23 protein-coding genes and 1 tRNA gene are annotated in these 20,794 nt (G+C 70.9%); 17 read left to right on the top strand and 7 right to left on the bottom strand.

What is annotated here, in order from left to right; all coding sequences use genetic code 11:
* Positions 1-11: 11 nt before the first annotated feature.
* The 5 genes from ITP53_RS19040 to obgE all read left to right on the top strand — a co-directional run bounded on the left by ITP53_RS19040 (position 12) and on the right by obgE (position 6,099).
* Positions 12-773, top strand: coding sequence for a TIGR03936 family radical SAM-associated protein (locus tag ITP53_RS19040; RefSeq protein WP_328815027.1), 762 nt, complete (start codon positions 12-14; stop codon positions 771-773).
* A gap of 144 nt (positions 774-917) precedes the next feature.
* Positions 918-3,797 (top strand): Rne/Rng family ribonuclease, encoded by a 2,880-nt coding sequence (locus tag ITP53_RS19035; RefSeq protein ID WP_195896753.1) that lies wholly within the window; start codon positions 918-920, stop codon positions 3,795-3,797.
* Between the two features lie 221 nt (positions 3,798-4,018).
* Complete coding sequence (gene rplU / locus ITP53_RS19030) at positions 4,019-4,321, top strand: 50S ribosomal protein L21 (protein ID WP_195896752.1); 303 nt, start codon at positions 4,019-4,021, stop codon at positions 4,319-4,321.
* Positions 4,322-4,336: 15 nt separating this feature from the next.
* On the top strand, positions 4,337-4,594 hold the full coding sequence (gene rpmA, locus ITP53_RS19025; RefSeq protein ID WP_090773491.1) for a 50S ribosomal protein L27: 258 nt from the start codon (positions 4,337-4,339) through the stop codon (positions 4,592-4,594).
* Between the two features lie 155 nt (positions 4,595-4,749).
* Entirely contained in the window at positions 4,750-6,099 is a 1,350-nt protein-coding gene (obgE, locus tag ITP53_RS19020; RefSeq protein ID WP_195896751.1) for a GTPase ObgE, read from the top strand.
* A gap of 52 nt (positions 6,100-6,151) precedes the next feature.
* Here obgE and ITP53_RS19015 read toward each other — a convergent pair whose 3' ends face one another.
* Positions 6,152-6,736, bottom strand: a complete 585-nt coding sequence (locus ITP53_RS19015) for an SDR family oxidoreductase (RefSeq protein WP_195896750.1) — start codon at positions 6,734-6,736, stop codon at positions 6,152-6,154.
* A gap of 82 nt (positions 6,737-6,818) precedes the next feature.
* Here ITP53_RS19015 and proB point away from each other — a divergent pair, with 82 nt between their 5' ends.
* From proB to ITP53_RS18995, 4 genes are all read left to right on the top strand, one after another.
* Positions 6,819-7,937, top strand: coding sequence for a glutamate 5-kinase (proB, locus tag ITP53_RS19010; protein ID WP_407941261.1), 1,119 nt, complete (start codon positions 6,819-6,821; stop codon positions 7,935-7,937).
* A 42-nt stretch (positions 7,938-7,979) separates the two neighbouring features.
* Positions 7,980-9,251 (top strand): glutamate-5-semialdehyde dehydrogenase, encoded by a 1,272-nt coding sequence (locus ITP53_RS19005; protein WP_195896749.1) that lies wholly within the window; start codon positions 7,980-7,982, stop codon positions 9,249-9,251.
* Between the two features lie 50 nt (positions 9,252-9,301).
* The gene (locus ITP53_RS19000) at positions 9,302-9,478 is read left to right on the top strand and encodes a hypothetical protein (protein ID WP_195896748.1); all 177 of its coding nucleotides are present in this window, start codon (positions 9,302-9,304) and stop codon (positions 9,476-9,478) included.
* An 82-nt stretch (positions 9,479-9,560) separates the two neighbouring features.
* Positions 9,561-11,462: a serine/threonine-protein kinase gene (locus tag ITP53_RS18995; RefSeq protein ID WP_195896747.1), complete on the top strand. Its 1,902-nt coding sequence runs from the start codon at positions 9,561-9,563 to the stop codon at positions 11,460-11,462.
* A gap of 280 nt (positions 11,463-11,742) precedes the next feature.
* Here the strand turns inward: ITP53_RS18995 and ITP53_RS18990 are convergent, their stop codons facing one another.
* The gene (locus ITP53_RS18990; protein ID WP_407941260.1) at positions 11,743-12,774 is read right to left on the bottom strand and encodes a M48 family metallopeptidase; all 1,032 of its coding nucleotides are present in this window, start codon (positions 12,772-12,774) and stop codon (positions 11,743-11,745) included.
* A gap of 87 nt (positions 12,775-12,861) precedes the next feature.
* Here ITP53_RS18990 and nadD point away from each other — a divergent pair, with 87 nt between their 5' ends.
* The 3 genes from nadD to ITP53_RS18975 all read left to right on the top strand — a co-directional run bounded on the left by nadD (position 12,862) and on the right by ITP53_RS18975 (position 14,686).
* Positions 12,862-13,479 carry a nicotinate-nucleotide adenylyltransferase gene (gene nadD / locus ITP53_RS18985; protein ID WP_195896745.1) on the top strand — a complete coding sequence of 206 codons (618 nt, stop codon included), beginning with the start codon at positions 12,862-12,864 and terminating at the stop codon, positions 13,477-13,479.
* A 111-nt stretch (positions 13,480-13,590) separates the two neighbouring features.
* Positions 13,591-13,986, top strand: coding sequence for a ribosome silencing factor (gene rsfS, locus ITP53_RS18980; RefSeq protein WP_195896744.1), 396 nt, complete (start codon positions 13,591-13,593; stop codon positions 13,984-13,986).
* 76 nt (positions 13,987-14,062) lie between these two features.
* The gene (locus ITP53_RS18975) at positions 14,063-14,686 is read left to right on the top strand and encodes a histidine phosphatase family protein (RefSeq protein ID WP_195896743.1); all 624 of its coding nucleotides are present in this window, start codon (positions 14,063-14,065) and stop codon (positions 14,684-14,686) included.
* On the opposite strand, the gene ITP53_RS18970 is transcribed toward ITP53_RS18975, so the two are convergent.
* On the bottom strand, positions 14,661-15,257 hold the full coding sequence (locus ITP53_RS18970) for a Rossmann-fold NAD(P)-binding domain-containing protein (protein WP_195896742.1): 597 nt from the start codon (positions 15,255-15,257) through the stop codon (positions 14,661-14,663). The two genes, ITP53_RS18975 and ITP53_RS18970, sit on opposite strands and share 26 nt — an antisense overlap.
* Positions 15,258-15,433: 176 nt before the next feature.
* Between ITP53_RS18970 and ITP53_RS18965 the strand changes: the two genes are divergently transcribed.
* Positions 15,434-15,506: transfer RNA gene (locus ITP53_RS18965), tRNA-Ala, on the top strand.
* A gap of 205 nt (positions 15,507-15,711) precedes the next feature.
* Here the strand turns inward: ITP53_RS18965 and ITP53_RS18960 are convergent.
* Positions 15,712-15,909, bottom strand: a complete 198-nt coding sequence (locus ITP53_RS18960; RefSeq protein WP_195896741.1) for a hypothetical protein — start codon at positions 15,907-15,909, stop codon at positions 15,712-15,714.
* 33 nt (positions 15,910-15,942) lie between these two features.
* Here ITP53_RS18960 and ITP53_RS60325 point away from each other — a divergent pair, with 33 nt between their 5' ends.
* Together ITP53_RS60325 and ITP53_RS60320 are read left to right on the top strand one after the other, a co-directional pair.
* Entirely contained in the window at positions 15,943-16,257 is a 315-nt protein-coding gene (locus ITP53_RS60325; protein ID WP_328815018.1) for an SDR family oxidoreductase, read from the top strand.
* A complete protein-coding gene (locus ITP53_RS60320; protein WP_328815016.1) occupies positions 16,254-16,502 on the top strand; it encodes an SDR family oxidoreductase in 249 nt (82 codons plus the stop codon). The genes ITP53_RS60325 and ITP53_RS60320 overlap by 4 nt, the downstream gene beginning before the upstream one ends.
* On the opposite strand, the gene ITP53_RS57660 is transcribed toward ITP53_RS60320, so the two are convergent.
* The 3 genes from ITP53_RS57660 to ITP53_RS18940 form a co-directional block, all read right to left on the bottom strand.
* On the bottom strand, positions 16,478-16,960 hold the full coding sequence (locus ITP53_RS57660; protein ID WP_236050972.1) for an Atu4866 domain-containing protein: 483 nt from the start codon (positions 16,958-16,960) through the stop codon (positions 16,478-16,480). The genes ITP53_RS60320 and ITP53_RS57660 overlap by 25 nt on opposite strands.
* 145 nt (positions 16,961-17,105) lie before the next feature.
* Entirely contained in the window at positions 17,106-17,288 is a 183-nt protein-coding gene (locus ITP53_RS18945; protein ID WP_195896740.1) for a hypothetical protein, read from the bottom strand.
* 56 nt (positions 17,289-17,344) lie between these two features.
* On the bottom strand, positions 17,345-18,196 hold the full coding sequence (locus tag ITP53_RS18940) for a helix-turn-helix transcriptional regulator (RefSeq protein ID WP_195896739.1): 852 nt from the start codon (positions 18,194-18,196) through the stop codon (positions 17,345-17,347).
* 132 nt (positions 18,197-18,328) lie between these two features.
* Between ITP53_RS18940 and ITP53_RS18935 the strand changes: the two genes are divergently transcribed.
* Both ITP53_RS18935 and ITP53_RS18930 read left to right on the top strand, forming a co-directional pair.
* Positions 18,329-19,231 carry an MBL fold metallo-hydrolase gene (locus tag ITP53_RS18935; protein WP_328815011.1) on the top strand — a complete coding sequence of 301 codons (903 nt, stop codon included), beginning with the start codon at positions 18,329-18,331 and terminating at the stop codon, positions 19,229-19,231.
* 40 nt (positions 19,232-19,271) lie between these two features.
* Positions 19,272-20,711, top strand: a complete 1,440-nt coding sequence (locus ITP53_RS18930; RefSeq protein WP_328815008.1) for a carboxylesterase/lipase family protein — start codon at positions 19,272-19,274, stop codon at positions 20,709-20,711.
* Positions 20,712-20,794: the final 83 nt, after the last annotated feature.

Genomic DNA, 20,794 nt, shown 5'->3' with positions numbered 1-20,794 from the left:
AACGCCTGCGTGTGCGTTACGCCAAGCGCGGCCGACTGCGCTTCACCAGCCACCGCGACATCTCGCGGGCCGTCGAGAGGGCGGTTCGCCGTGCGGGTGTCCCGGTTGCCTACAGCGCGGGCTTCTCGCCCCACCCGAAGATCTCCTACGCGGGCGCGGCGCCGACCGGTGTCGCCAGCGAAGCCGAATACCTCGAGATCGGCGTTACCACGCCGTGCGACTTCGACCAGGTCAGACAGGCCCTGGACGCGTCGCTGCCTCCTGGCCTCGATGTGCTCGACGTTGTGGAGGCGGGTCCGGGAGGGCTGGCCGACCGCCTGGAGGTCTCCGACTGGGAGGTGCGGCTGCCCGGTGCCGATCGCGAGCTCGCCGAGGTGGCGGCGGAGAAGTTTCTCGCGGCGGGCACCGTGGAGGTCGAGCGCCTCACCAAGAAGGGTCCCCGCCGCTTCGACGCGCGAGAGGCCGTCCTGGAGCTGACGGTGTCCGACGGAACAGATAGAACAGACAGAACCGCAGCTCAGGTGGATGGAGAGCCGTGTGTCATACTGCGCATGGTTGTTCGGCACATGACGCCTGCCGTTCGACCCGACGATGTGCTCACAGGGCTGCGCCTTGTGGCTGACTTCGCGCCGCCGGTTCCCCCCGAGGTGACCAGGCTGGCGCAGGGGCCGCTGGACGTCAGCACCGGTGCGCTTGCCGACCCGCTCGACCTGGACCGCGACAAGACGCGCGGCGGCGAGGCGGGACCGGCGGGTGAGCACGTCGCCGGTTAAGGAGGTGCCCGGCATGAGCCTGGCACGACTGCTGACAGGACTTGGCGCCGGTGCCCCCGTTCCGGGGACATCGGCGGACAACGAGACACGAGGGCTCCTGCGCGGCGCGGCGACGCGCCCGGGAGCTGACGGGAGAACGCCCGCATGCTCGACAACGAGCCCAACGCCGGGGCCACTGGCCCTGACGGGGAGACAACTGAACAGCCAGAGGTGACCGCGCGTCGCCGCTCCGCCAGCCGGCCCGCGGGTCCTCCGCCGGAGCTGCCGGAGGAGCCGGCCTCGGTTCCGGTCACCGTACCTGCCGCGCAGGCCGCGCCTTCCGTGGCCGACGTGCAGCCGGTGCAGATCAACGCCGCGCAGCGGGCCGCCGGTGAGCCCGATCCCGGGATCCTCGCCGCCGCCGCCGAATCCCGCGCGGTGACCCCCGACACCGGGGCGACCGAGGTGGTGAGCCCCGCCGAGGCCGCCGTTGCCGAGGCTGTCGCCGAATCCGCGCAGGAGGCCGCCCCCGCGCCCGATGTCGCGCGGGAAACCACGCCCGAGGAGAAGCCCAAGAGGGCCACGAGGACGCGCTCCACCGCCACGACGACGCGGCGGCGTACCACGAAGAAGGCCGCGGAGGCCGAGGCGGAGGCCGAGCAGGCGCTGCCGGAGGGCGGCGCGCCCGCCGAGGAGGCGCCGGTGAAGCGGCGCAGGACGCGCAAGAAGGCGGAGCAGGAAGAGGTCGTCGCGCCCGCCGGGGAGGCCGCGGCATCCGCCGGTGTGGAGACGCCGGAGGAGCAGGTCGTGGCCGGTGGCGAGGCGGCGCCTCCCACTGGTGGGACCGAGGGCGACGAGGACATCATCGAGATTCTGCCCGAGGACGAGCCCCTCGACGACGAGCCCGCGGGCGAGGACCTGGACGAGGACGCCGTCAGGCCGAGCCTGCTCGCTGACCCGTTCGGGCTGTCCGCGCGCGGGCAGGATCAGCCGGGCACCGCGTTCCAGCGCCCGGCGGCCATCTTCGCGCCGCTGTTCCAGGCGCCGGACCCCAGCCAGGCCAAGCCCGCCGTGACGCGGCGGCCCGAGCCCGAGCCCGTCGCCGAGCCGGAGGAGGCCGAGGAGGCCGAGGAGCCGGTCGACGAGTCGGCGACCGAGGAGGAGACCGACACCGACACCTCCGACGAGCAGGAGGAGGAAGGCGGCGGCCGGCGCCGTCGCCGCCGCCGGGGCGGCAGGGGTCGTGGCAAGTCACGCGAGCGTGACGAGTCCGACGAAGGCGACGAGGAGCAGGGCGAGGAGAGCCAGGAAGAGGAGGCCACCACCTCGCGCCGTCGTCGTCGCAGGCGCCGTCGCGGCGCGGACGAGGGCGCCGCCGAGCCGGCCACCGACGATCCGCCGAACACGGTCGTCCGCATCCGCGCGCCGCGTTCGGGGCGGGCGACCTCGCTCGACACCGCCACCGACGGCGTGCAGAGCGTGCGCGGCTCCACCCGGCTCGAGGCCAAGAAGCAGCGCCGCCGCGAGGGGCGCGAGCTCGGCCGCAGGCGGCCGCCGATCATCACGGAGTCGGAGTTCCTGGCCCGCCGTGAGTCGGTCGACCGCATGATGGTCGTACGCCGCCAGGGCGACCGTACGCAGATCGCGGTCCTGGAGGACGGCGTGCTCGTCGAGCACTACGTCAACCGTGAGGCCAGCCAGTCCTACGTCGGCAACGTCTACCTCGGCAAGGTGCAGAACGTCCTGCCGTCGATGGAGGCGGCGTTCGTGGACATCGGCAAGGGGCGCAACGCCGTCCTTTACGCCGGTGAGGTCAACTTCGACACCGTCGGCCTCGAAGGGCAGCCCAAGCGCATCGAGTCCGCGCTGAAGTCGGGTCAGTCGGTGCTCGTGCAGGTCACCAAGGACCCGATCGGGCACAAGGGCGCGCGGCTCACGTCGCAGATCAGCCTGCCCGGCCGCTACCTGGTCTACGTGCCCGACGGGTCGATGACCGGGATCAGCCGCAAGCTGCCCGACAAGGAGCGCACCCGGCTCAAGAGCATCCTGAAGAAGGTCATGCCGGAGAACGCCGGCGTGATCGTCCGTACCGCCGCGGAAGGGGCGTCGGAGGACGAGCTGGCCCGTGACGTGGCCAGGTTGTCCGCGCAGTGGGAGAACATCCAGAAGAAGGCCAAGGGGGCCAGCCCGCCGGAGCTGCTGTCCGCCGAGCCCGACCTGACCGTCCGGGTCGTCCGCGACGTGTTCAACGAGGACTTCACCTCGCTGGTCGTCCAGGGTGACGACGCGTGGGACACGGTCGACGAATACGTGAAGTACGTCGCGCCGCACCTGGCGGAACGCCTGTCGAAGTGGGACGGCGAGCAGGGCGACGTGTTCGGGTCGTACCGGATCGACGAGCAGCTCGGCAAGGCGCTCGATCGCAAGGTGTGGCTGCCGAGCGGCGGCTCGCTGGTGATCGACCGTACGGAGGCGATGACCGTCGTCGACGTCAACACCGGCAAGTTCACCGGCCAGGGCGGCAACCTCGAAGAGACCGTCACGCGCAACAACCTGGAGGCGGCCGAGGAGATCGTCCGCCAGCTCAGGCTCCGCGACATCGGCGGCATCATCGTGATCGACTTCATCGACATGGTGCTGGAGTCCAACAGGGACCTGGTGCTGCGGCGGATGCTGGAGTGCCTGGCGCGCGACAGGACCAAGCACCAGGTGGCCGAGGTGACCTCGCTGGGGCTGGTCCAGATGACGCGTAAGCGGGTCGGTCAGGGGCTCCTGGAGGCGTTCTCGACGCCGTGTGACTGCTGCAACGGGCGCGGCCTGCTCGTCTCCACGGAGCCGGTCGAGGCCAAGCCCGAGCCGCGTGGCACACAGGGGAAGATGGCCATCGAGAAGGCAGTCTCCGACAAGGTTTCCGCGGCGAAGGACTCCGCTGGTCGTGATACTGTGACCGGTGCGCTTGAGGACGTCCCGGTTGAGGACGACCAGGCCGGCCAGACTTCCGGCAGAGGGCGGCGACGCTCCCGCCGAACCAAGTCGGCCGAGTAGCACTCGGCGGGCTTCCGACGTTCCGTCCGGTTCGCCTAGGTGACCGTTAATCCGGTACCCTGGTGAATCGGTGCGTCAGGTGACGTGCCCTGTTGGCGCGCTTACTCGGGGTTCGTCGGTCGGAGACGGGCCGAATGACAGGCGCAGCATTCGGAGTCAACGGTCATTCCCGCATGGGGTGGCCGAGGATCGCAACAGTGAGTAAGTAGAAGGGTTCCGCGGTGTACGCGATCGTTCGTTGCGGCGGCAGGCAGCAGAAGGTCTCCGTCGGTGACGTCCTCGAGGTGGACAAGGTCGCCGGCGAGGTCGGCTCTTCGGTTTCGCTGCCGACGGTGCTCGTCGTCAACGAAGGCGACGTGACGACCGAGGCGGGCAAGTTCATGGTCAGCGCCGAGATCCTCGGTGAGACCAAGGGCCCGAAGATCCGCATTCTCAAGTACAAGAACAAGACCGGTTACAAGAAGCGCCAGGGTCACCGCCAGCGGTACACCCAGGTGAAGATCACCGGTATCGACCAGGCCTGATCGGGAGTTTGAGAGATGGCACACAAGAAGGGCGCGTCGTCCACCCGGAACGGCCGTGACTCCAACGCTCAGCGCCTGGGCGTCAAGCGCTTCGGCGGCCAGCTGGTCAACGCGGGCGAGATCATCGTCCGCCAGCGTGGCACCCACTTCCACCCCGGCGACAACGTCGGGCGTGGTGGCGATGACACGCTGTTCGCGCTCGCTGCCGGGCACGTGCAGTTCGGTCTCAAGCGCGGGCGCCGGGCCGTGAGCATCGTTCCCGTCGCGGAATAGGTTTTTCCTTCCGCGCGTTTTAGCTTGTCGCTTCAGGGGTGGATCGCTGATTGCCGATCCACCCCTTCGCGTTTTCCAGGTCCCAGAGGGCAGTCTCGGCAGGGCCTCTTTTGCTGGAATGAGACGCCCCTGACGGGGCGATGGAGGAGTGCGGGATGCCGGACTTTGTGGACCAGGTGGTCCTTCACATCGGTGCCGGTGACGGGGGGAACGGATGCGCCTCCATCCACCGGGAGAAGTTCAAGCCGCTCGGCGGCCCCGACGGGGGGAACGGCGGGCGCGGCGGTGACGTCGTCCTGGAGGTCGATCCCAACACCGCCACCCTGCTCGACTACCACAGGCGGCCGCATCGCAAGGCCGAGAACGGCAAGCAGGGGCAGGGGTCCAACCGCGACGGCGCCAACGGGGCGGACGTGGTTCTGCCCGTGCCCAACGGGACCGTGGTCAAGGACGCCGCCACGGGTGAGGTGCTGGTCGACCTCGTGGGGGCCGGCACGCGGTACGTCATCGCCGAGGGCGGCCACGGCGGTCTCGGCAACGCGGCGCTGGCCACGACCAGGCGGAAGGCGCCCGGGTTCGCGTTGCTGGGGGAGCCCGGGGACACGCTCGACGTCATGCTGGAGCTCAAGAGCGTCGCGGACGTGGCGCTGGTCGGGTTCCCGAGCGCCGGGAAGTCGTCACTGATCGCCGCGCTCAGTGCGGCCAAGCCGAAGATCGCGGACTACCCGTTCACCACCCTGATCCCCAATCTGGGGGTGGTGACGGCGGGCGACCACGTTTTCACCGTGGCGGACGTGCCGGGGCTGATTCCCGGGGCGTCGCAGGGCAAGGGGCTCGGTCACGAGTTCCTGCGGCACGTCGAGCGCTGCGACATGCTGGTCCACGTCATCGACTGCGCCACCATGGAGCCGGGACGGGATCCGATCACGGACTACGAGGTGATCGAGGCGGAGCTGCGGGCGTACGGCAAGCTCGAGGACCGGCCGCGGCTGATCGTGCTCAACAAGGCGGACGTGCCCGACGCGCGGGAGCTGGCCGAGCTGGTCACGCCCGAGTTCGAGGAGCGGGGGCTGCGGGTGTTCACGATCTCCGCCGCCACGCACGACGGGTTGCGGGAGCTCACGTTCGCGATGGGTGAGTGGGTCGCGGCGGCCAGGGCGAACAAGCCGGTCGAGGAGCCCACGCGGCTCGTCATCAGGCCCAAGCAGCTCGGGGACGCCGGGTTCCGGGTCCGCCGGGTCAACGAGAACCTGTTCCAGATCACCGGGGAGAAGCCCGAGCGGTGGATCAGGCAGACGGACTTCACCAACGACGAGGCCGTGGGATATCTCGCCGACCGGCTCGAACGGCTCGGCGTGGAGCAGGAACTGGCCAAGGCCGGGGCCACCGCCGGCGCGGAGGTGGTCATCGGGCCGATGGAGGGCGGTTACGTCTTCGACTGGCAGCCCACGCTCAGCGCCGAGTCGGTGCGGCAGGGGCCACGCGGCTCCGACAACCGCTTCTAGCCGCCGCCTCTGGGGGTGACGCGGGACCGGCCCGGCGGCCTCGGGGCGGGGGTTACGGGCGCAGGGTGGCTTCGGCGCCGCCGTCGGCGTACAGGATCTGGCCGGTCATGAACGCGTTGTCCGGGCCGGCCGTCCACGCCAGCAACGACGCGATGGCCGCCACCGGCCCGGGGAAGCCGAGCGGCTGCGGCATCGCGGCCGCCACGAACTCGCGGGTGGCAGGGTCGTCCAGGAACATCCGGTGGGCGGTCTCCGTGTCCACGACTCCCGGGGCGACCGCGTTGAGCGGGATGCCGGACCCCGCCCAGCCGGGGCCGCTCGGCCGGTCGGACGCCAGGAGCAGCGGGCGCAGGCCGTCCAGCGTCGCGATGGTGCCGAAGAAGCTGAGCCGTACGGTGAGCGGGCTCGGCGCGGCGATGCCGGCCACGGCCACCAGGCCGTCGATCCTCCCGCCGGAGACGGCTTCGACCTGCGAGACGAGATGCGAGCGACCGTCCTGGGCGGTCAGGTCGGCGATCACGTCGGCGTCACGCACGTCGCAGCGGATCACCCGCGCTCCGGCGGCCGACAGGTGGTCCGCGGTGGCCGCGCCGATGCCCGAGGCGGCGCCGGTGACCACATAAGTACGCTCTTCCATGGGTTATTACTACATTGACTGTACGAATGCAGTCAATGTAGTGAATAACCGTGCCCGTTCGGGAGCGGATAGGCTGCCCTACGTGCGGGAACAGATCAGCTCAGCGTCGAAGGTCGTCGTCAAGGTCGGCTCTTCCTCGCTCACGACCCCCCAGGGCATGATCGACGTCGATCGCGTCGATGCCCTGGTGGACGTACTGGCGGCGCGGCGGCGTACCGGGACGCGGATCGTCCTGGTCTCCTCCGGGGCGATCGCGGCGGGCCTCGGCCCCCTCGGGCTGAGCGCGCGACCGCGCGACCTCGCCACCCAGCAGGCGGCGGCGTCCGTCGGGCAGGGCGTGCTCGTCGCCCGCTACACCTCCTCCTTCGCCCGCTACTCCCTGCGCGTCGGCCAGGTCCTGCTGACCGCCGACGACATGATGCGCCGGGCCCACCACGCCAACGCGCAGCGCACCCTGAACCGGCTCCTCGAGCTCGGCATCGTGCCCATCGTCAACGAGAACGACACCGTGGCCACCGACGAGATCCGCTTCGGCGACAACGACCGGCTGGCCGCGCTGGTGTCGCATCTGATCCACGCCGACGCGCTGCTGCTGCTGTCCGACGTGGACGCCCTGTACGACGGCCCGCCGAGCCGCAGCGGATCCCGGCGGCTGGCCGACGTCCGCGGGCCGGAGGACCTGGCCGGGGTCGAGCTGGGCAGGAACGGCGCGGCGGTCGGCACCGGCGGCATGGTGACCAAGGTGCAGGCCGCCACGATCGCCACCGGGGCCGGGGTGCCCGTGGTGCTCACGGCGGCCGCTCACGCGGCCCAGGCGCTCAGCGGAGCCGAGGTCGGCACCTACTTCCACCCCGGCGGCCGGCATCCGGGCACGCGCCTGCTGTGGCTCGCGCACGCCACCACCGGGCGCGGCCGGCTCCATCTCGACCAGGGCGCGGTGGAGGCCATCGTGGCGCGGCGCAAGTCGCTGCTGCCGGCGGGGGTGACGTCCGTGGAGGGTGAGTTCGCGGCGGGTGATCCCGTGGACCTGTGCGAGCCTCAGGGGCTCGTCGTGGCCCGCGGCCTGGTCAACTTCGACGCCGCCGAGATCCCCGGCCTCCTCGGCCGCTCCACCAGGGAGCTGGCCAGCACGCTCGGTCCGGAATATGAACGCGAGCTCATCCACCGCGACGACATCGTCATACTGGAAGCCCGCTCTTGACCAGGTAAGAGCGGGGCTTGATGAGCCCGGAGGAGCGGAACAATGAGTACTGAGTTCCTGAAGGTCGCCCGCGCGGCACGAGAGGCCGCCGCCGAGCTGGCCCCGCTGCCGCGGGCGCCCAAGGACCGGGCGTTGCGCGCCGTCGCCGACGCTCTGGTCGCGCGCTCCTCGGAGATCGTCGAGGCCAACGCCAAGGACGTCGAGCAGGCCAGGGCGCAGGGCACCGCCGAGGCGATGATCGACCGGCTGCGGCTCGACGAGGCCAGGATCGGCGCCGTCGCCGAGGCCGTACGCCAGGTGGCCGACCTGCCCGACCCGGTCGGCGAGGTCGTCCGCGGCGGCACCCTGCCCAACGGGCTCGAGCTGCGCCAGCTCAGGGTGCCGCTGGGCGTGATCGGCATCATCTACGAGGGTCGGCCCAACGTCACCGTCGACGCCGCCGCCCTGTGCCTCAAGAGCGGCAACGCGGTGCTGCTCCGCGGCTCCTCCAGCGCCTATTCCTCCAACACCGCCCTGGTTCGGGTCATGCAGGAGGCGCTGGCAGGCACCGAGGTCCCCGCGGGAGCCGTGCAGCTCGTGCCGGGCCGGACCCGTGACTCGGTCAAGGAGCTCATGCGGGCCAGGGGGCTGGTCGACGTGCTGATCCCGCGCGGCGGCGCGTCGCTGATCAACTCGGTGGTCGAGGAGTCGACCGTGCCGGTGATCGAGACCGGCGTCGGCAACTGCCACGTCTACGTCGACGCCGCCGCCGACCTCGACCTGGCCGTGCGGATCCTGGTCAACGCCAAGGTGCAGCGGCCGTCGGTGTGCAACGCGGCGGAGTCGTTCCTCGTGCACGCCGACGTGGCGGACGCGTTCGTGCCGAAGGCGCTGCGGGCGCTGGCCGAGGCGGGTGTGACCGTGCACGGTGACGCGCGGATCGCCGGCTACGGCGAGGTCGTGCCCGCCACCGAGGACGACTTCCGCGCCGAATACCTCTCGCTCGACATCGCCGCCGCCGTCGTCGGCTCGCTGGAGGAGGCCGTGGCGCACATCAAGCGCTACGGCTCCGGCCACACCGACGCCATCGTCACCGGGTCGCAGCAGGCCGCACGCAGGTTCGTCGCGCTGGTCGACTCGGCGGCCGTGGCGGTCAACGCCTCGACCAGGTTCACCGACGGCGGCGAGTTCGGGTTCGGGGCCGAGATCGGCATCTCCACGCAGAAGCTCCACGCGCGCGGCCCGATGGGGCTGCCCGAGTTGACCTCGACCAAGTGGGTCTACACCGGTGAGGGGCATCTGCGCACGTCAGAGGGCACGGTGGTGGCCGGTTAGTCGGCGTGTCGGCCTGACCGGGGCCCTGCGTCCTGGCTTGACTGGGAGGCATGGAAATTGTCATCGCCCTCGTCTTCTCGGCCGCGGTGCTGTTCTGCGCCGATCGGCTGCTGCTCTGGCTGGAGAGCCGTGGCCACGTCAACTGGCGCAGGAAGGGCCGCAAGCCGCTGTCGGAGGAGCCCACGGCCGAGCTCGAGACCATGCTCTCCGAGCACACCCGCCGATAATCCTTCGGCGTGGCTCAGACGTCGACTCACGTCTCAGCGCTAAGGTTGTGCCCCTTATGGGCGTGCCCGGCGGGGAGGGACGGTGAGCAAGCTCGGCAAGGTCGGGCCGTACACCCTGGTCGAGCGGCTCGGGCGGGGCGGCATGGGCGAGGTCTACCTCGCCACGACCCGCCGCGGCGAGCGCGTGGCGCTCAAGGTCCTGCACGACCTGGCGGAGGACACCACCTCACGCGTCAGGCTGGAGCGCGAGGTCCGCGCGCTGCGCAGGGTCGAGAGCCCGTACGTCGCCAAGGTGCTCGACGCCGACCTCAATGGCGCCAGGCCCTACCTCGTCATGGAGCACATCGAGGGCGCGACGCTGCTCGAGCTCGTACGCCGCAGCGGTCCCCTCGACGTCACGCAGCTCGTCGGCATGGCCCAGGGCATCGCCACCGCGCTGGCCATCATCCACGCGGCCGGAGTCGTCCACCGCGACCTCAAGCCCGGCAACATCATCATGGGCGCGGAAGGGCCGGTGCTGATCGACTTCGGCATCGCCCAGGTGCTCGACGCGACCAGGCTCACCATGACCGGCACGTTCCTCGGCACGCCCGGCTACACGGCGCCGGAGATCTTCGCCGACGAGCACGTCGACTCGCCGGCCGACGTGCACGCGTGGGCGGCGACGGTGGCGTTCGCGGCCACGGGGCGGCCGACGTTCGGGCGGGGGACGGCCGAGGCGCAGATGTACGCCGTGCTGAACGGGCAGGCCGACCTCAAGGGCGTGCCCGTGGAGCTGCTGCCGCTGGTGCGCGCGGCACTCAACAGGGAGCCAGGCAAGCGGCCCACGGCGGCGATCCTGGCCGATCGGCTGTCTCGGCTGGCCAAGGCCACCGGGGCGGCCGATCCCGAGCCGCCGGCGGCCGGTGCGCGCGTCGCCGAGGTGGCCGAGGAGGCGGGCAAGGGGACGGCCGTGCGGAGCAGGACCGCGGAGGAGGCCGTGCGCGGCGAGGCCAAGTCCGCGCGTGGCAGGCCGAACAGCGCGGGGGCGGATGGGAAGGTGCCTCCGCCGCGCGGGGGGCGTACGAGTGCTGAGCGGAGCCGTACCGGATCGGACGGGAAGGGCGCGGCGGCGCGTGGCCGGACGACTGGGGAGGGGACGGCGGCGCGTGGCCGGACGGGAGGCGACGGCGCGGCAGGACGCGGCCGGACAGGAGCCGATGGAGCGGCGCGTGGCCGGACGGGTACTGACGGCGCGGCGGCGCGTAGCCGGGCGGGGGCCGACGGCGCGGCGGCGCGCGGCCGCGCGGGGGCCGAGGGGAAGGTGCCCGCGCCGCGGAGCAGGGCGAGCGTGGACGGCAAGACGACCGGGCCGCGCGCCAAGGCGGTCGCGCCGCGCCAGCGCGCCGCGGCGGCCGTCAGGAGCAGGCCGGTCACCAAGCCGCAGGACCGGCGCAGGCCAGGGCTGCGGTCGGAGTCTGCCACGACGCTGCCCGCGGGCAACGGCGCGCTGCTGCTGCTCGCGGTGCTGGCCGTGCCGTGCGTGGTGATCTCCGTGATCCTGCCGATCGCGGCCATCGCGATCACGACGGTGTTCGTGGTGCTGACCAGGACACTCTGGATGAGCCACTGGATGATCAGGAACCGCACCTCGAACCGGTCGCGGATGGCGCTGCGCGTGCTGTTCTTCCCGATCGCGCTCGCCGGGGCCGCGGCGACCGCCGTCGTATGGCCGGGATTGCCCGTCGCGGTGGCCTCGGGCGGGGCGCTCTGGGTGACCGGCGGCGGTCAGATCGACGCGAACTGGTGGCAGCAACCCGCGCCCGTGACGGTGGCGGGCGTGGTGTTCGGGATGCTGTGCGGCGGCATCACCGGGCGCGAGATCGAGCGGATCGGCGGCCGGCTGCCAGACCTGCGCAGGGAAGGGCTGCGCGCACTGGCCGTGCTGGGCGGGTTCGTCGCCCTGTGCGCGGCTGCGGTGCGCGCCATCGCCCTCTTGCTCTGACCCGCCGCTCTCCACGGCAGGTCGCACTGTGCTCCGGGCCGTCGGTCTCACGGCGGGTCGCGCAGGGCCAAGCCGTTCGTCTCACCGGTGGGTCACGCGGTGGCGGCCCGTCGGTCTTACAGTGGGTCGCGCAGGGCCGAGCGGTTGGTCTCACCGGTCGGTCGCGTGGTGCCGGGCCGTTGGTCTCACGGTGGGTCGCGGTGCTCTGACCCGCTGTCGGCGGTCCCGCAGCGGGCCAACGCGGCTGATCAAGCTGATCCGGCCGCGTGCGGCGATCCGGTCAGCCCTGTCCGCCGTCGCGGCGGGAGAAACGGTTGAAGATGCGCTCGCCCGCGTTGACCGCGCCCTCTGCGACGTCGCGCAGCACGCCGATGAACGGGTCCTGCGACTGCGACCAGGACGCGCGGTAGGACTCGGCCGCCGCCTTCATCTCGTCGGTCACCCGTGCGTTGTGGTCGTCCTCCCTGCGCGGGTAGTCGCCGCCCAGGATGCGCTCGTAGTCGCCGCTGCGGTGCCACTTGTCCAGCTCCGCCACGCGTACGACGGCGAACGGGTGCGTGGTGCCGAGCAGGTTGAGCACCTTGAGGAAGCCGTCGCGCAGGTCGCCCGCGGTGTCGTATTCCTGGTACTGCTCCAGGAACGCCTCGATGTTCATCTCGTGCACGTAGGAGCCGCCGGCGAGCTTCATCAGCGCGCGCTTGGCCGCCTCCGGGTCCTGGCCGGTGAGCAGGCCGCCGCGGTCTGAGGACAGCTCGGACTTGCGGTACCACTCCTCGAGGCCCGCCACGATCGCCCGCAGGCCGATGTAGCCGAGCGGGATCCACGCGACGCGCGTGGCGAGGCGGGTGAGGATGTCGAGCATGGTGCGGTAGACCGCGTGCCCCGACAGGATGTGCGAGGTCTCGTGGCCGATGACGAAGCGCTGCTCCTCCTCGTTCATGAGGTTGAGCAGACCGGTGGTCACGACGATGAACGGGTCGTCGAAGCCGATGGCCTTGGCCTGGACCTGCGGGTCCTGCTGGACGTAGATCTCGGGGATCCGGTGCAGGTCGAGGGTGTAGGCGGCGTCGCGGCCCATGTCGTGGAGGGAGCGGAACTGGGTCTCGCTCACCCGCACGGCCGACGCGAGATACATCAGGCGCAGCCGTCGCTCGCTGATGAGGCCGGACATCTGCTTGAGAACCGTGTCGAACCCACTCAACTTACGCAGAGCGACCAGGGCTGACCGGTCTGCGGGGTGTTCGTAGGCTCGGGACGAGATGCCGGGCAGTTGGACGCGGTTGCGGTCCGGGGTGGTCGTCATGCCCGGCATGCTACGTCCGCAACGGAAGTGATGCGCGGTCATCACCAAGGGGGGTCCCATCATGTTGTCATAGGGCGTCCGCGTAAGGTCCGTTTCATGATGAACGCGCCTGGTGTTCAGGGGAAGCGGCGAGTGGGAGTGATGGGCGGGACGTTCGATCCCATCCACCACGGACACCTTGTCGCCGCCAGCGAGGTTGCTCACCATTTCGAACTCGACGAGGTCGTCTTCGTGCCGACGGGACGGCCGTACCAGAAGTCCGGGCGTGAGGTCTCGGCCGCCGAGGACCGCTACCTGATGACGGTCATCGCGACCGCGTCGAACCCCCGCTTCTCCGTGAGCAGGGTGGACGTGGACCGCCCCGGACCCACGTTCACGATCGACACTTTGCGGGATATTTCGGAAATTTACGGCCCCGAGGTTGACCTGTACTTCATCACCGGCGCCGACGCGCTCGGCGCCATTCTCGGCTGGCAGGACGCCGATGAGCTGTTCGAGCTGGCCCATTTCGTCGGCTGCACCCGTCCGGGGCACACGCTGCACGACCCCGGGCTGCCCGAGGGCCGTGTCACGCTGCTGGAGATCCCCGCGCTGGCCATCTCGTCGTCGGAGTGCAGGCAGCGGGTCGCCAAGGGGGAGCCGATCTGGTATCTCGTGCCCGACGGTATCGTTCAGTACATCAACAAGCGGGGGTTGTATCACTCTGGGGGATGACGGTTACGGGCGTCGGGTGTTGTATCTGGTGGCATACGTGAGGGGTTTCGGCCTGGAAGGGTACCCTCAACATATGGGCATGCTGCCGACACAGGAGGACAGACCCGCATCGTGACCGCATCCGACAGATCCGTCCAGCTCGTGCGCATCGCCGCGGAGGCCGCGGCCGACAAGCTGGCCGATGACATCCTCGCCTATGACGTTAGCGAGCAGCTCGTCATCACCGACGCGTTCGTGCTCTGCTCCGCCACCAACGACCGCCAGGTCCGCGCCATCGTCGACGAGATCGAAGACAGGATGCGCGCCGAGGCCGACGTCAAGCCCGTGCGCCGCGAGGGCGAGCGTGAGGGCCGCTGGGTGCTGCTCGACTACATCGACATCGTCGTGCACGTCCAGCACGAGGAGGACCGTACGTTCTACGCGCTCGAGCGCCTGTGGAAGGACTGCCCGGCCATCGCCTTGCCGGAGAGCGTCATGCAGGCCAATCTGCAGCGGGCTCGCGCGTGAGCGAGCCGAGCGCATCAATCATCCGACTCGGTGACCTGGCACATGCGGGTTCCCGGCGGTCCAGCGAGGCACGTGCATGAGCAGACGGATCGTCTGTCTCCGGCACGGGCAGACCTTGTGGAACGTCGAGCGGCGGTTCCAGGGTCACTCCGACATCCCCCTCGACGAGACCGGTGTCGCACAGGCCGCCAGGGCGGCGTCGCTGCTCGCCTCGCTGCGGCCGACCATGATCGTCTCCTCTGACCTCCAGCGGGCCAACGACACCGCGCTCGCGCTCGCGCGCATCGTCGGGCTCGACGTGGCCGTGGACAAGGACTTCCGCGAACGCGGCGGCGGCCAGTGGGAGGGGCTGACGCGCGAGCAGATCGCCGCGCGCTGGCCCGAGGAGTTCGTCGCCTGGGAGGCGCCTGACGGGGAGCCCGTCGGTGAGGTGGCCGTCCGGGTGGCGGCCGCCATGCGCAGGTGGGCGGCCCGGCTGGACGACGACGGGCTCCTGGTCGTGGCCTCGCACGGTGCCGCGTTGCGGCTCGGCATCTGCGAGCTGCTCGGGCTGCCCGAGCAGCTGTGGCCGGCCCTGGGCGGGCTGAGCAACTGCTCCTGGTCCGTCCTGCAGGAAGGGCGCAAGGGGTGGCGGCTACTCGAGCACAACGCCGGCACGCTGCCCGAGCCGGTCATCAGCGACGACCGGCCTGAGGTTTAGGCGGCTCGTACGGCTCGGGGGCCGTGCGGGTGGCGTAGTCCTTGAGGGTGATGGCGCTCGCGGCCCGCTCTGTCATGCGCTTGATCATGTTTTTTCCCGGCATGTACGGGAGCAGGCGCATGATCTGATTACGCCGCCATATTTGTGACTTTTTCGTGGGGACAAGGTATTTGTCGGCACCTTTTGCTTGGTTCTGGCACATCTGGACATATGGCCTTATCTGGCGTTCGTACGCGGTGAAGGCGGCCCGGTGGTCGCGCTGCGTCGCCAGCTCGCCCGCCAGGACGTAGGCCGCGATCACCGCCAGGCCGGTTCCCATGCCGCCCGGGCCGGGGGCGTAGCCGGCGTCGCCCAGCAGGACGACCCTCCCGGTCGAATAGCACGGCATGACGACCTGGGCGGCGGGGGCGAGGTAGAAGTCCTCGGCCGTCCGCATCTCCCTGAGCAGGGATGGGACCTCCCAGCCCAGGCCGGAGAAGGCCCGCTCGACCAGGGCTCGCTCCTGGGAACGGTCTTGGGAGGCCCGCAGCGGTGCGACGAAGTCGAGCGCGGCCCTGGTCTGGCCGCCCACGCTCATGATGGTGGCGCATGGACCTCGACTCGATCTTCGAGTTCGGGCTGCGGCGGCAGCTCGACGGACTGGCCGTTCTGGTGGTCAGGGCGCGGAGCGGACGCGATTAGGCGAATGGGCGCGGATGGCTATATGCTCTCGGAGCGCCGTAACGGGTGGACTCGGAGCGGTGACCAGGGGCTATGGCGCAGTTGGTAGCGCGCCTCCATGGCATGGAGGAGGTCTGGGGTTCGAATCCCCATAGCTCCACCCCTCAGGTTCTCCGGCCGGCCCGCGTCGGCCACTTCTCTCCGCGCCAGCGCCCGGCTCCCTACGGAGTCTCCCTTGGCGCTTGAGCCCCGCCGCCGCGCCTGGAAGGGACGCGAGGCGCCGGCGGTCGTCAGCGTCAGTCAGGGCCGTCGCCCTCACAAGAAATGGGCCCGCCTTTGTGTCAGGCGTTGGGCCCGCCTGAGTGTCAGGCGTCGAATGTCTGCTCGCCGAGCACCTGGAGGAACTCGAGGTTCGCCGCGGTGGCCGAGCCCGGTTGTGGCCGGAAGATGACCAGACGGTGGCCGGTGATGGAGCTGAGGACGAAGTCGCACTGCACGTCGAGAGGCCCCGCGTGTGGGTGGATCAGCTGCTTGCGGGTGGAGCGGAGGGGCTGCACGGCCATGCGATCCAGGCCGCCGGCGGCCTGGCGATCACGGTGACGGGCGACGTGGCCGACGAAGGCGCCATGGCGGAGGCGTTCGACGCGGTGGAGGCGGCGTTCGGCGGGATCGACGTCGTCGTCAACACCGCGGCCGCCCTGGTCCTCCAGTCGCTCGCGGAGTTCGACCTCGGCGCTCTCGATCGCATGCACCGTACGAACATCCGCGGCACGTTCGTGGTCGCGCAGCAGGCCGCCCGCCGGTTGCGCGCCGGGGGTGCCATCATCACCTTCTCCACGTCGCAGACCGAACTTGGCTATCCCGGCTACTCCGGCTATGCCGCGCCAGCAAGGCCGCCGTCGAGACCATGACGCTCGTGCTGGCCCGGGAGTTGCGGGGCCGCGACGTCACCGTCAACGCGGTGGCCCCCGGACCCACCGCCACCTCCATGTTCCTGGAGGGCAAGGACCAGGCGACGATCGACCGCTTCACCTCGCAGCCTCCGCTCGAACGCCTCGGCACCCCGGCGGACATCGCTGAGGTGGTCGCCTTCCTGGCCGGTCCGGCACGCTGGGTCAACGGCCAGGTCCTCTACGCCAACGGCGGCATCGCCTGAGCGGTCCCCGGGTCCGGGGACTCCCGGTAGAGCACGAGGTGCTCGTGGTAGAGGACGCCGTCGCGGACGTCGCCGGTGGCCGTGAAACCGAGGTCGTCGAAGTAGTCGATGTGATCGCCCGTGACGGTGTACCGGCCGGTGTAGGCCCGGGGGCGGCCGTCGCGCTCCTCCTCGTACCGGCCGTCGGGGCGCAACTCCTGGCGGATGCGCCCGTCGGCGGTGACCCACATGCCGACGTGCGGATGCGGGCTGGCGCTCCGGTCCGCCTGCGCCTCCGCCGACGCCTCCGCCGACGCCTCCGCCGACGGCGCCGCTGATGCCGGCGCTGACGCCGATGCCGATGCCGATGCTGATGTCGGCGCTGACGTTGATGTCGGCGCCGCACCTCTGCGGGCTGCGTCGGCGCAGGCGGTCATCGTGGTGAGGGCGCCGAGGATGAGCAGCACTTTTCCGATCATGCTCGCTGAACCTCCATGGTCTGTGCCGCCCTGGCGGCGGCGTTGCCGAGTCTGCCGAGGCCGAAGGTGCGGTGGGAGAGGTGAGTCGTTCCTGGGAGGGCCGCACCCACGCATGCGGGCTCCGCGCGAAGAGGCTGGAGCCAGGTCAGGCGGTGTGCGTACGGCCCGCGGTCACGGCTTTGAGCTCGTTCAACGACTCGTGGATGAGTTGCGGCAGGTCCGCCTGGCCGGGGTCGTTGATCCAGCGTTCGTACGCGATCTTGAATACGGCGATCCCCGCCTCGGCGGCCAGGCCGGCGGTCGAATCCGCGACGCCGCGCCGGCGCAACGTGTCTGCCTCTCGGTAGTAATCGATCGGCTCTCGGCGGCTGCCGGCTGCCGGCGTCAGTCGTTGAGCGCGTACCGGCTCAGGAGGTTGAGGGCGTCCTGCGCCGCGGAGCCCTCCTCGGTGGTGATCACGCCCAGGGACTGTTCGGGCGAACGCGCGAGCACGAGGTTCTGCTGGGTGACGGTGAGCTCGCCGACCAGCGGATGGCGCAACCGGTAGGACTCCGCCTCGCAGGGCTTGACACGGTGGTCGCTCCACAGGGCGGCGAATTCACTGCACTTCATGGTCAGCTCTCCGACCAGGGAGGCCAGGAGCGCATCCTCGGGATGCCGCCCCGCGACGAGCCGCAGGTATCCCACGACCGCTCGCGCCTTGCGTTCCCAGTCCGTGTACAACTCGCGGGTGTGCGGGTCCAGGAACAGCATCCTGGCCAGGTTCGGGCGGTCGGGGAGACGGTCGGGAGAGCCGCGGTCGAGGTGCCCGGCCAGCAGGGCGTGGCCCAGGGGATTCCAGGCCAGCACGTCGGTACGACGGCCGAGGACGAGTGCGGGCACGTTCTCGAACGAGCGCATCAGATCTCGGGTGAGGGCGTCGACGCGCTCCACCGGCGGGCGCTTGAGAGGGCGGGGACGCTGCGAGGCGAGCTCCCGCAGATGCGCGTGCTCGTGTTCGTCGAGCCGCAGGGCGGTGGCGAGCGCGCCGAGCACGGCGTCGGACGCGGTGCCGGACTGGCCCTGTTCGAGCCGCGTGTAGTACGACGCGCTGACGCCGGCCAGCAGCGCGACCTCCTCGCGGCGTAGACCCGCCACGCGTCGCCGATGGGGCAGCGGGACCAGGTCGATGTCCTCGGGCCGCAGGCGTGCGCGCCGCGCCCGCAGGAACTCGCCGAGTTGAGCGGAAACCGTCATGACCTCAGTGTGCCTCGCCTCCGGACCCGCAGCCTGCCCCGGCCAGTGGTAGGCAGAACCCGGCCTGGCTGCGGGTACGGCCCCGGACACATGCTGGCGGGGATTCCAACCGAGAACCATGCGGGAGCCGCCGTGCGGGAAACAGTGCTGGGTGACGTCACGATCACCCGGATCAAGGAGTACTACGGATCGGTCGAGCTGTCCGCGGGGACCTTCTTTCCCGAGGCGCAGGAGGAGACCTGGCGGGAGCACGAGTCCTGGCTGGCGCCCGACTTCGTCGACGCCGCCACCGGCGTCATCGTCTCCGCGATCCAGACCTGGCTGCTGCGCAGCGAGGGTAAGACGATCCTGGTCGACACCGGCGTCGGCAACCACAAGGAGCGGCCGTACTCGCCGGTGTGGAGCCGCCTGAGCACCGGCTTCCTCGACGAGCTCGCGACGGCGGGCGTCCGGCCAGAGGACGTCGACCTGGTGATCAACACGCACCTGCACGTCGACCACGTCGGCTGGAACACCCGGCTCGACGGCCGTACGTGGGTGCCGACCTTCCCCAACGCCACCTACCTGATGCCACGGGCCGACTTCGACTTCTGGAACCCCGCCAACGGCCACGAGCCGAAGCTGGGCCGCGGCAACCAGAACGTGTTCGAGGACAGCGTCGCACCCGTGCACGAGGCAGGGCAGACCCTGCTCTGGGAGGACTCCCACACCATCGACGAGAACCTGCGTCTCGACCTCGCGCCAGGGCACACGCCGGGCTCGTCGGTGCTGGCGCTGGAGTCCGGCACCGACAGGGCGCTGTTCGTGGGTGACCTGCTGAACACCGCGTTGCAGGTCGTCGAGCCCGACGTGAACAGCTGCTTCTGCGAGGACCCCGCGGCGGCCAGGGCCACCCGCCGGCGGCTGCTCGGCCAGGCCAGCGACACCAACGCCCTCCTGCTGCCCGCGCACCTGGGCGGGCACGGCGGCGCGGAAGTCGTACGAGATGGTGACAAGTTCGCCATCAAGACCTGGGCCCCGTTCGCCCGGCTCTAAAGCGAGATTCGCGGTTCTGAAGCGAGAAAGGAGAAGAGCTGTGACCCAGCCGATCGTGACCACCACCGAGGGGGCCGTGCGCGGGAGCGCCGACGGAGACGTGCGCCGCTTCCTCGCCATTCCGTACGCCGCCCCGCCACGGGGCGCCGGCCGGTTCGCGCTGCCCGAGCCGCATGAGCCGTGGGCGGGCGTGCGCGGTGCCCGGCTGCCCGGGCCGACCCCGCCGCAGCCCCGCAGAGACGCCTTCGGCGTGCTCGACATGTCGCCGTACTTCGGACCTGGGTGGGTCCGGGGTGACGACTACCTGACGGTCAACGTCTGGGCGCCGCGGGATGCCGAGGGCTGCCCGGTCATGGTGTTCGTACACGGCGGCGGCTTCGTCGCCGGCTCGACCAGGTCCCCGCTGTTCGACGGCGCCGCGTTCGCCCGTGACGGCGTGGTCCTGGTGACGCTCAACTACCGGCTGGGCGTCGCGGGGTTCCTCGACCTGCCAGGGGCGCCGCGCAACCGCGGACTGCGGGATGTCATCGCCGCGCTGGGCTGGGTGCGGCGCAACGTCGAGGCATTCGGCGGCGATCCCTGCAACGTCACCCTGTTCGGCCAGTCCGCGGGCGCGACGATCGTCGGCGGGATCCTCGCCACGCCCGAGGCGGAGGGGTTGTTCCGGCGGGCGATCGTGCAGAGCGGCAGCGGACTGGGCGCGTTCTCTCCCGAGCAGGCCGCACGGGTGACCAGGGCGGTCGCGGCCGCGCTGGGCACCGAACCGACGGCGGCCGGCTTCGCCCCCGTGCCCGACGAGCGGTTCGTCGCGGTCATGGCCGGGCTCGGCGGGCTCGACCTGCGGACGGAGGACCGGCTCGACCCGCTCGCCGGGCTCAGCGCGTTCAGCATCGTGTTGGACAGGCAGCCCGCCGAGAGCCCCTTGGCGGACGCCGGCCTGCTCATCGGCACCAACCTGGAGGAGGGCAACCTCTACCTCGCGCCGCAGGGCGACCTGACGACCTCGACGGCCGAGGACGTACGGAGGACCGCCGCCCAGGCGCATCGCGCCCCCGGCGAGCTCATCGCGGCGTACGAGGCCCGGTCACCGGGGGCCGGCCCCGCCGGGACGCGGTCGGCGATCCTCGGTGACGCGCTCTTCGGCGCCGGCACCCGGAGGCTGGCCGAGGCGCACGGCGACGCGTACGCGTACGAGTTCGCCTGGCGCTCCACCGCCGTCGAGGGCCGGCTCGGTGCCGCGCACGCGGTGGAGCTCCCGTTCGTGTTCGATCACCTCGATCTTCCCGGGCTGCGGGGACCGGCCGGGCTGCTCGGCCCGGACGAGCCGCCGGCGTCGCTGGCCAAGGAGATGCACGCGGCGTGGATCTCCTTCGCACGCACCGGCGACCCCGGCTGGCCGCGACTCGCGCAGGGCGGGCAGGTCCGCCGATTCGACACGGTCTCCACGGTCACCGGGGCGCGTGACCTGTCCATGTGGTAGCGCGGAGCTCTGGTCCGCGCGTCGTGGGTAGGCCGAGCTCTGGTCCGCGTGTCGTGGGGCTGCTGGGGTCTTGGTGTTTTCGG

The sequence above is a fragment of the Nonomuraea cypriaca genome, assembly GCF_015645445.1.
Lineage (GTDB): Bacteria > Actinomycetota > Actinomycetes > Streptosporangiales > Streptosporangiaceae > Nonomuraea > Nonomuraea cypriaca.
Note: the sequence above shows the minus strand (reverse complement) of the source record. Positions and strands in the feature narration are given on the sequence as shown.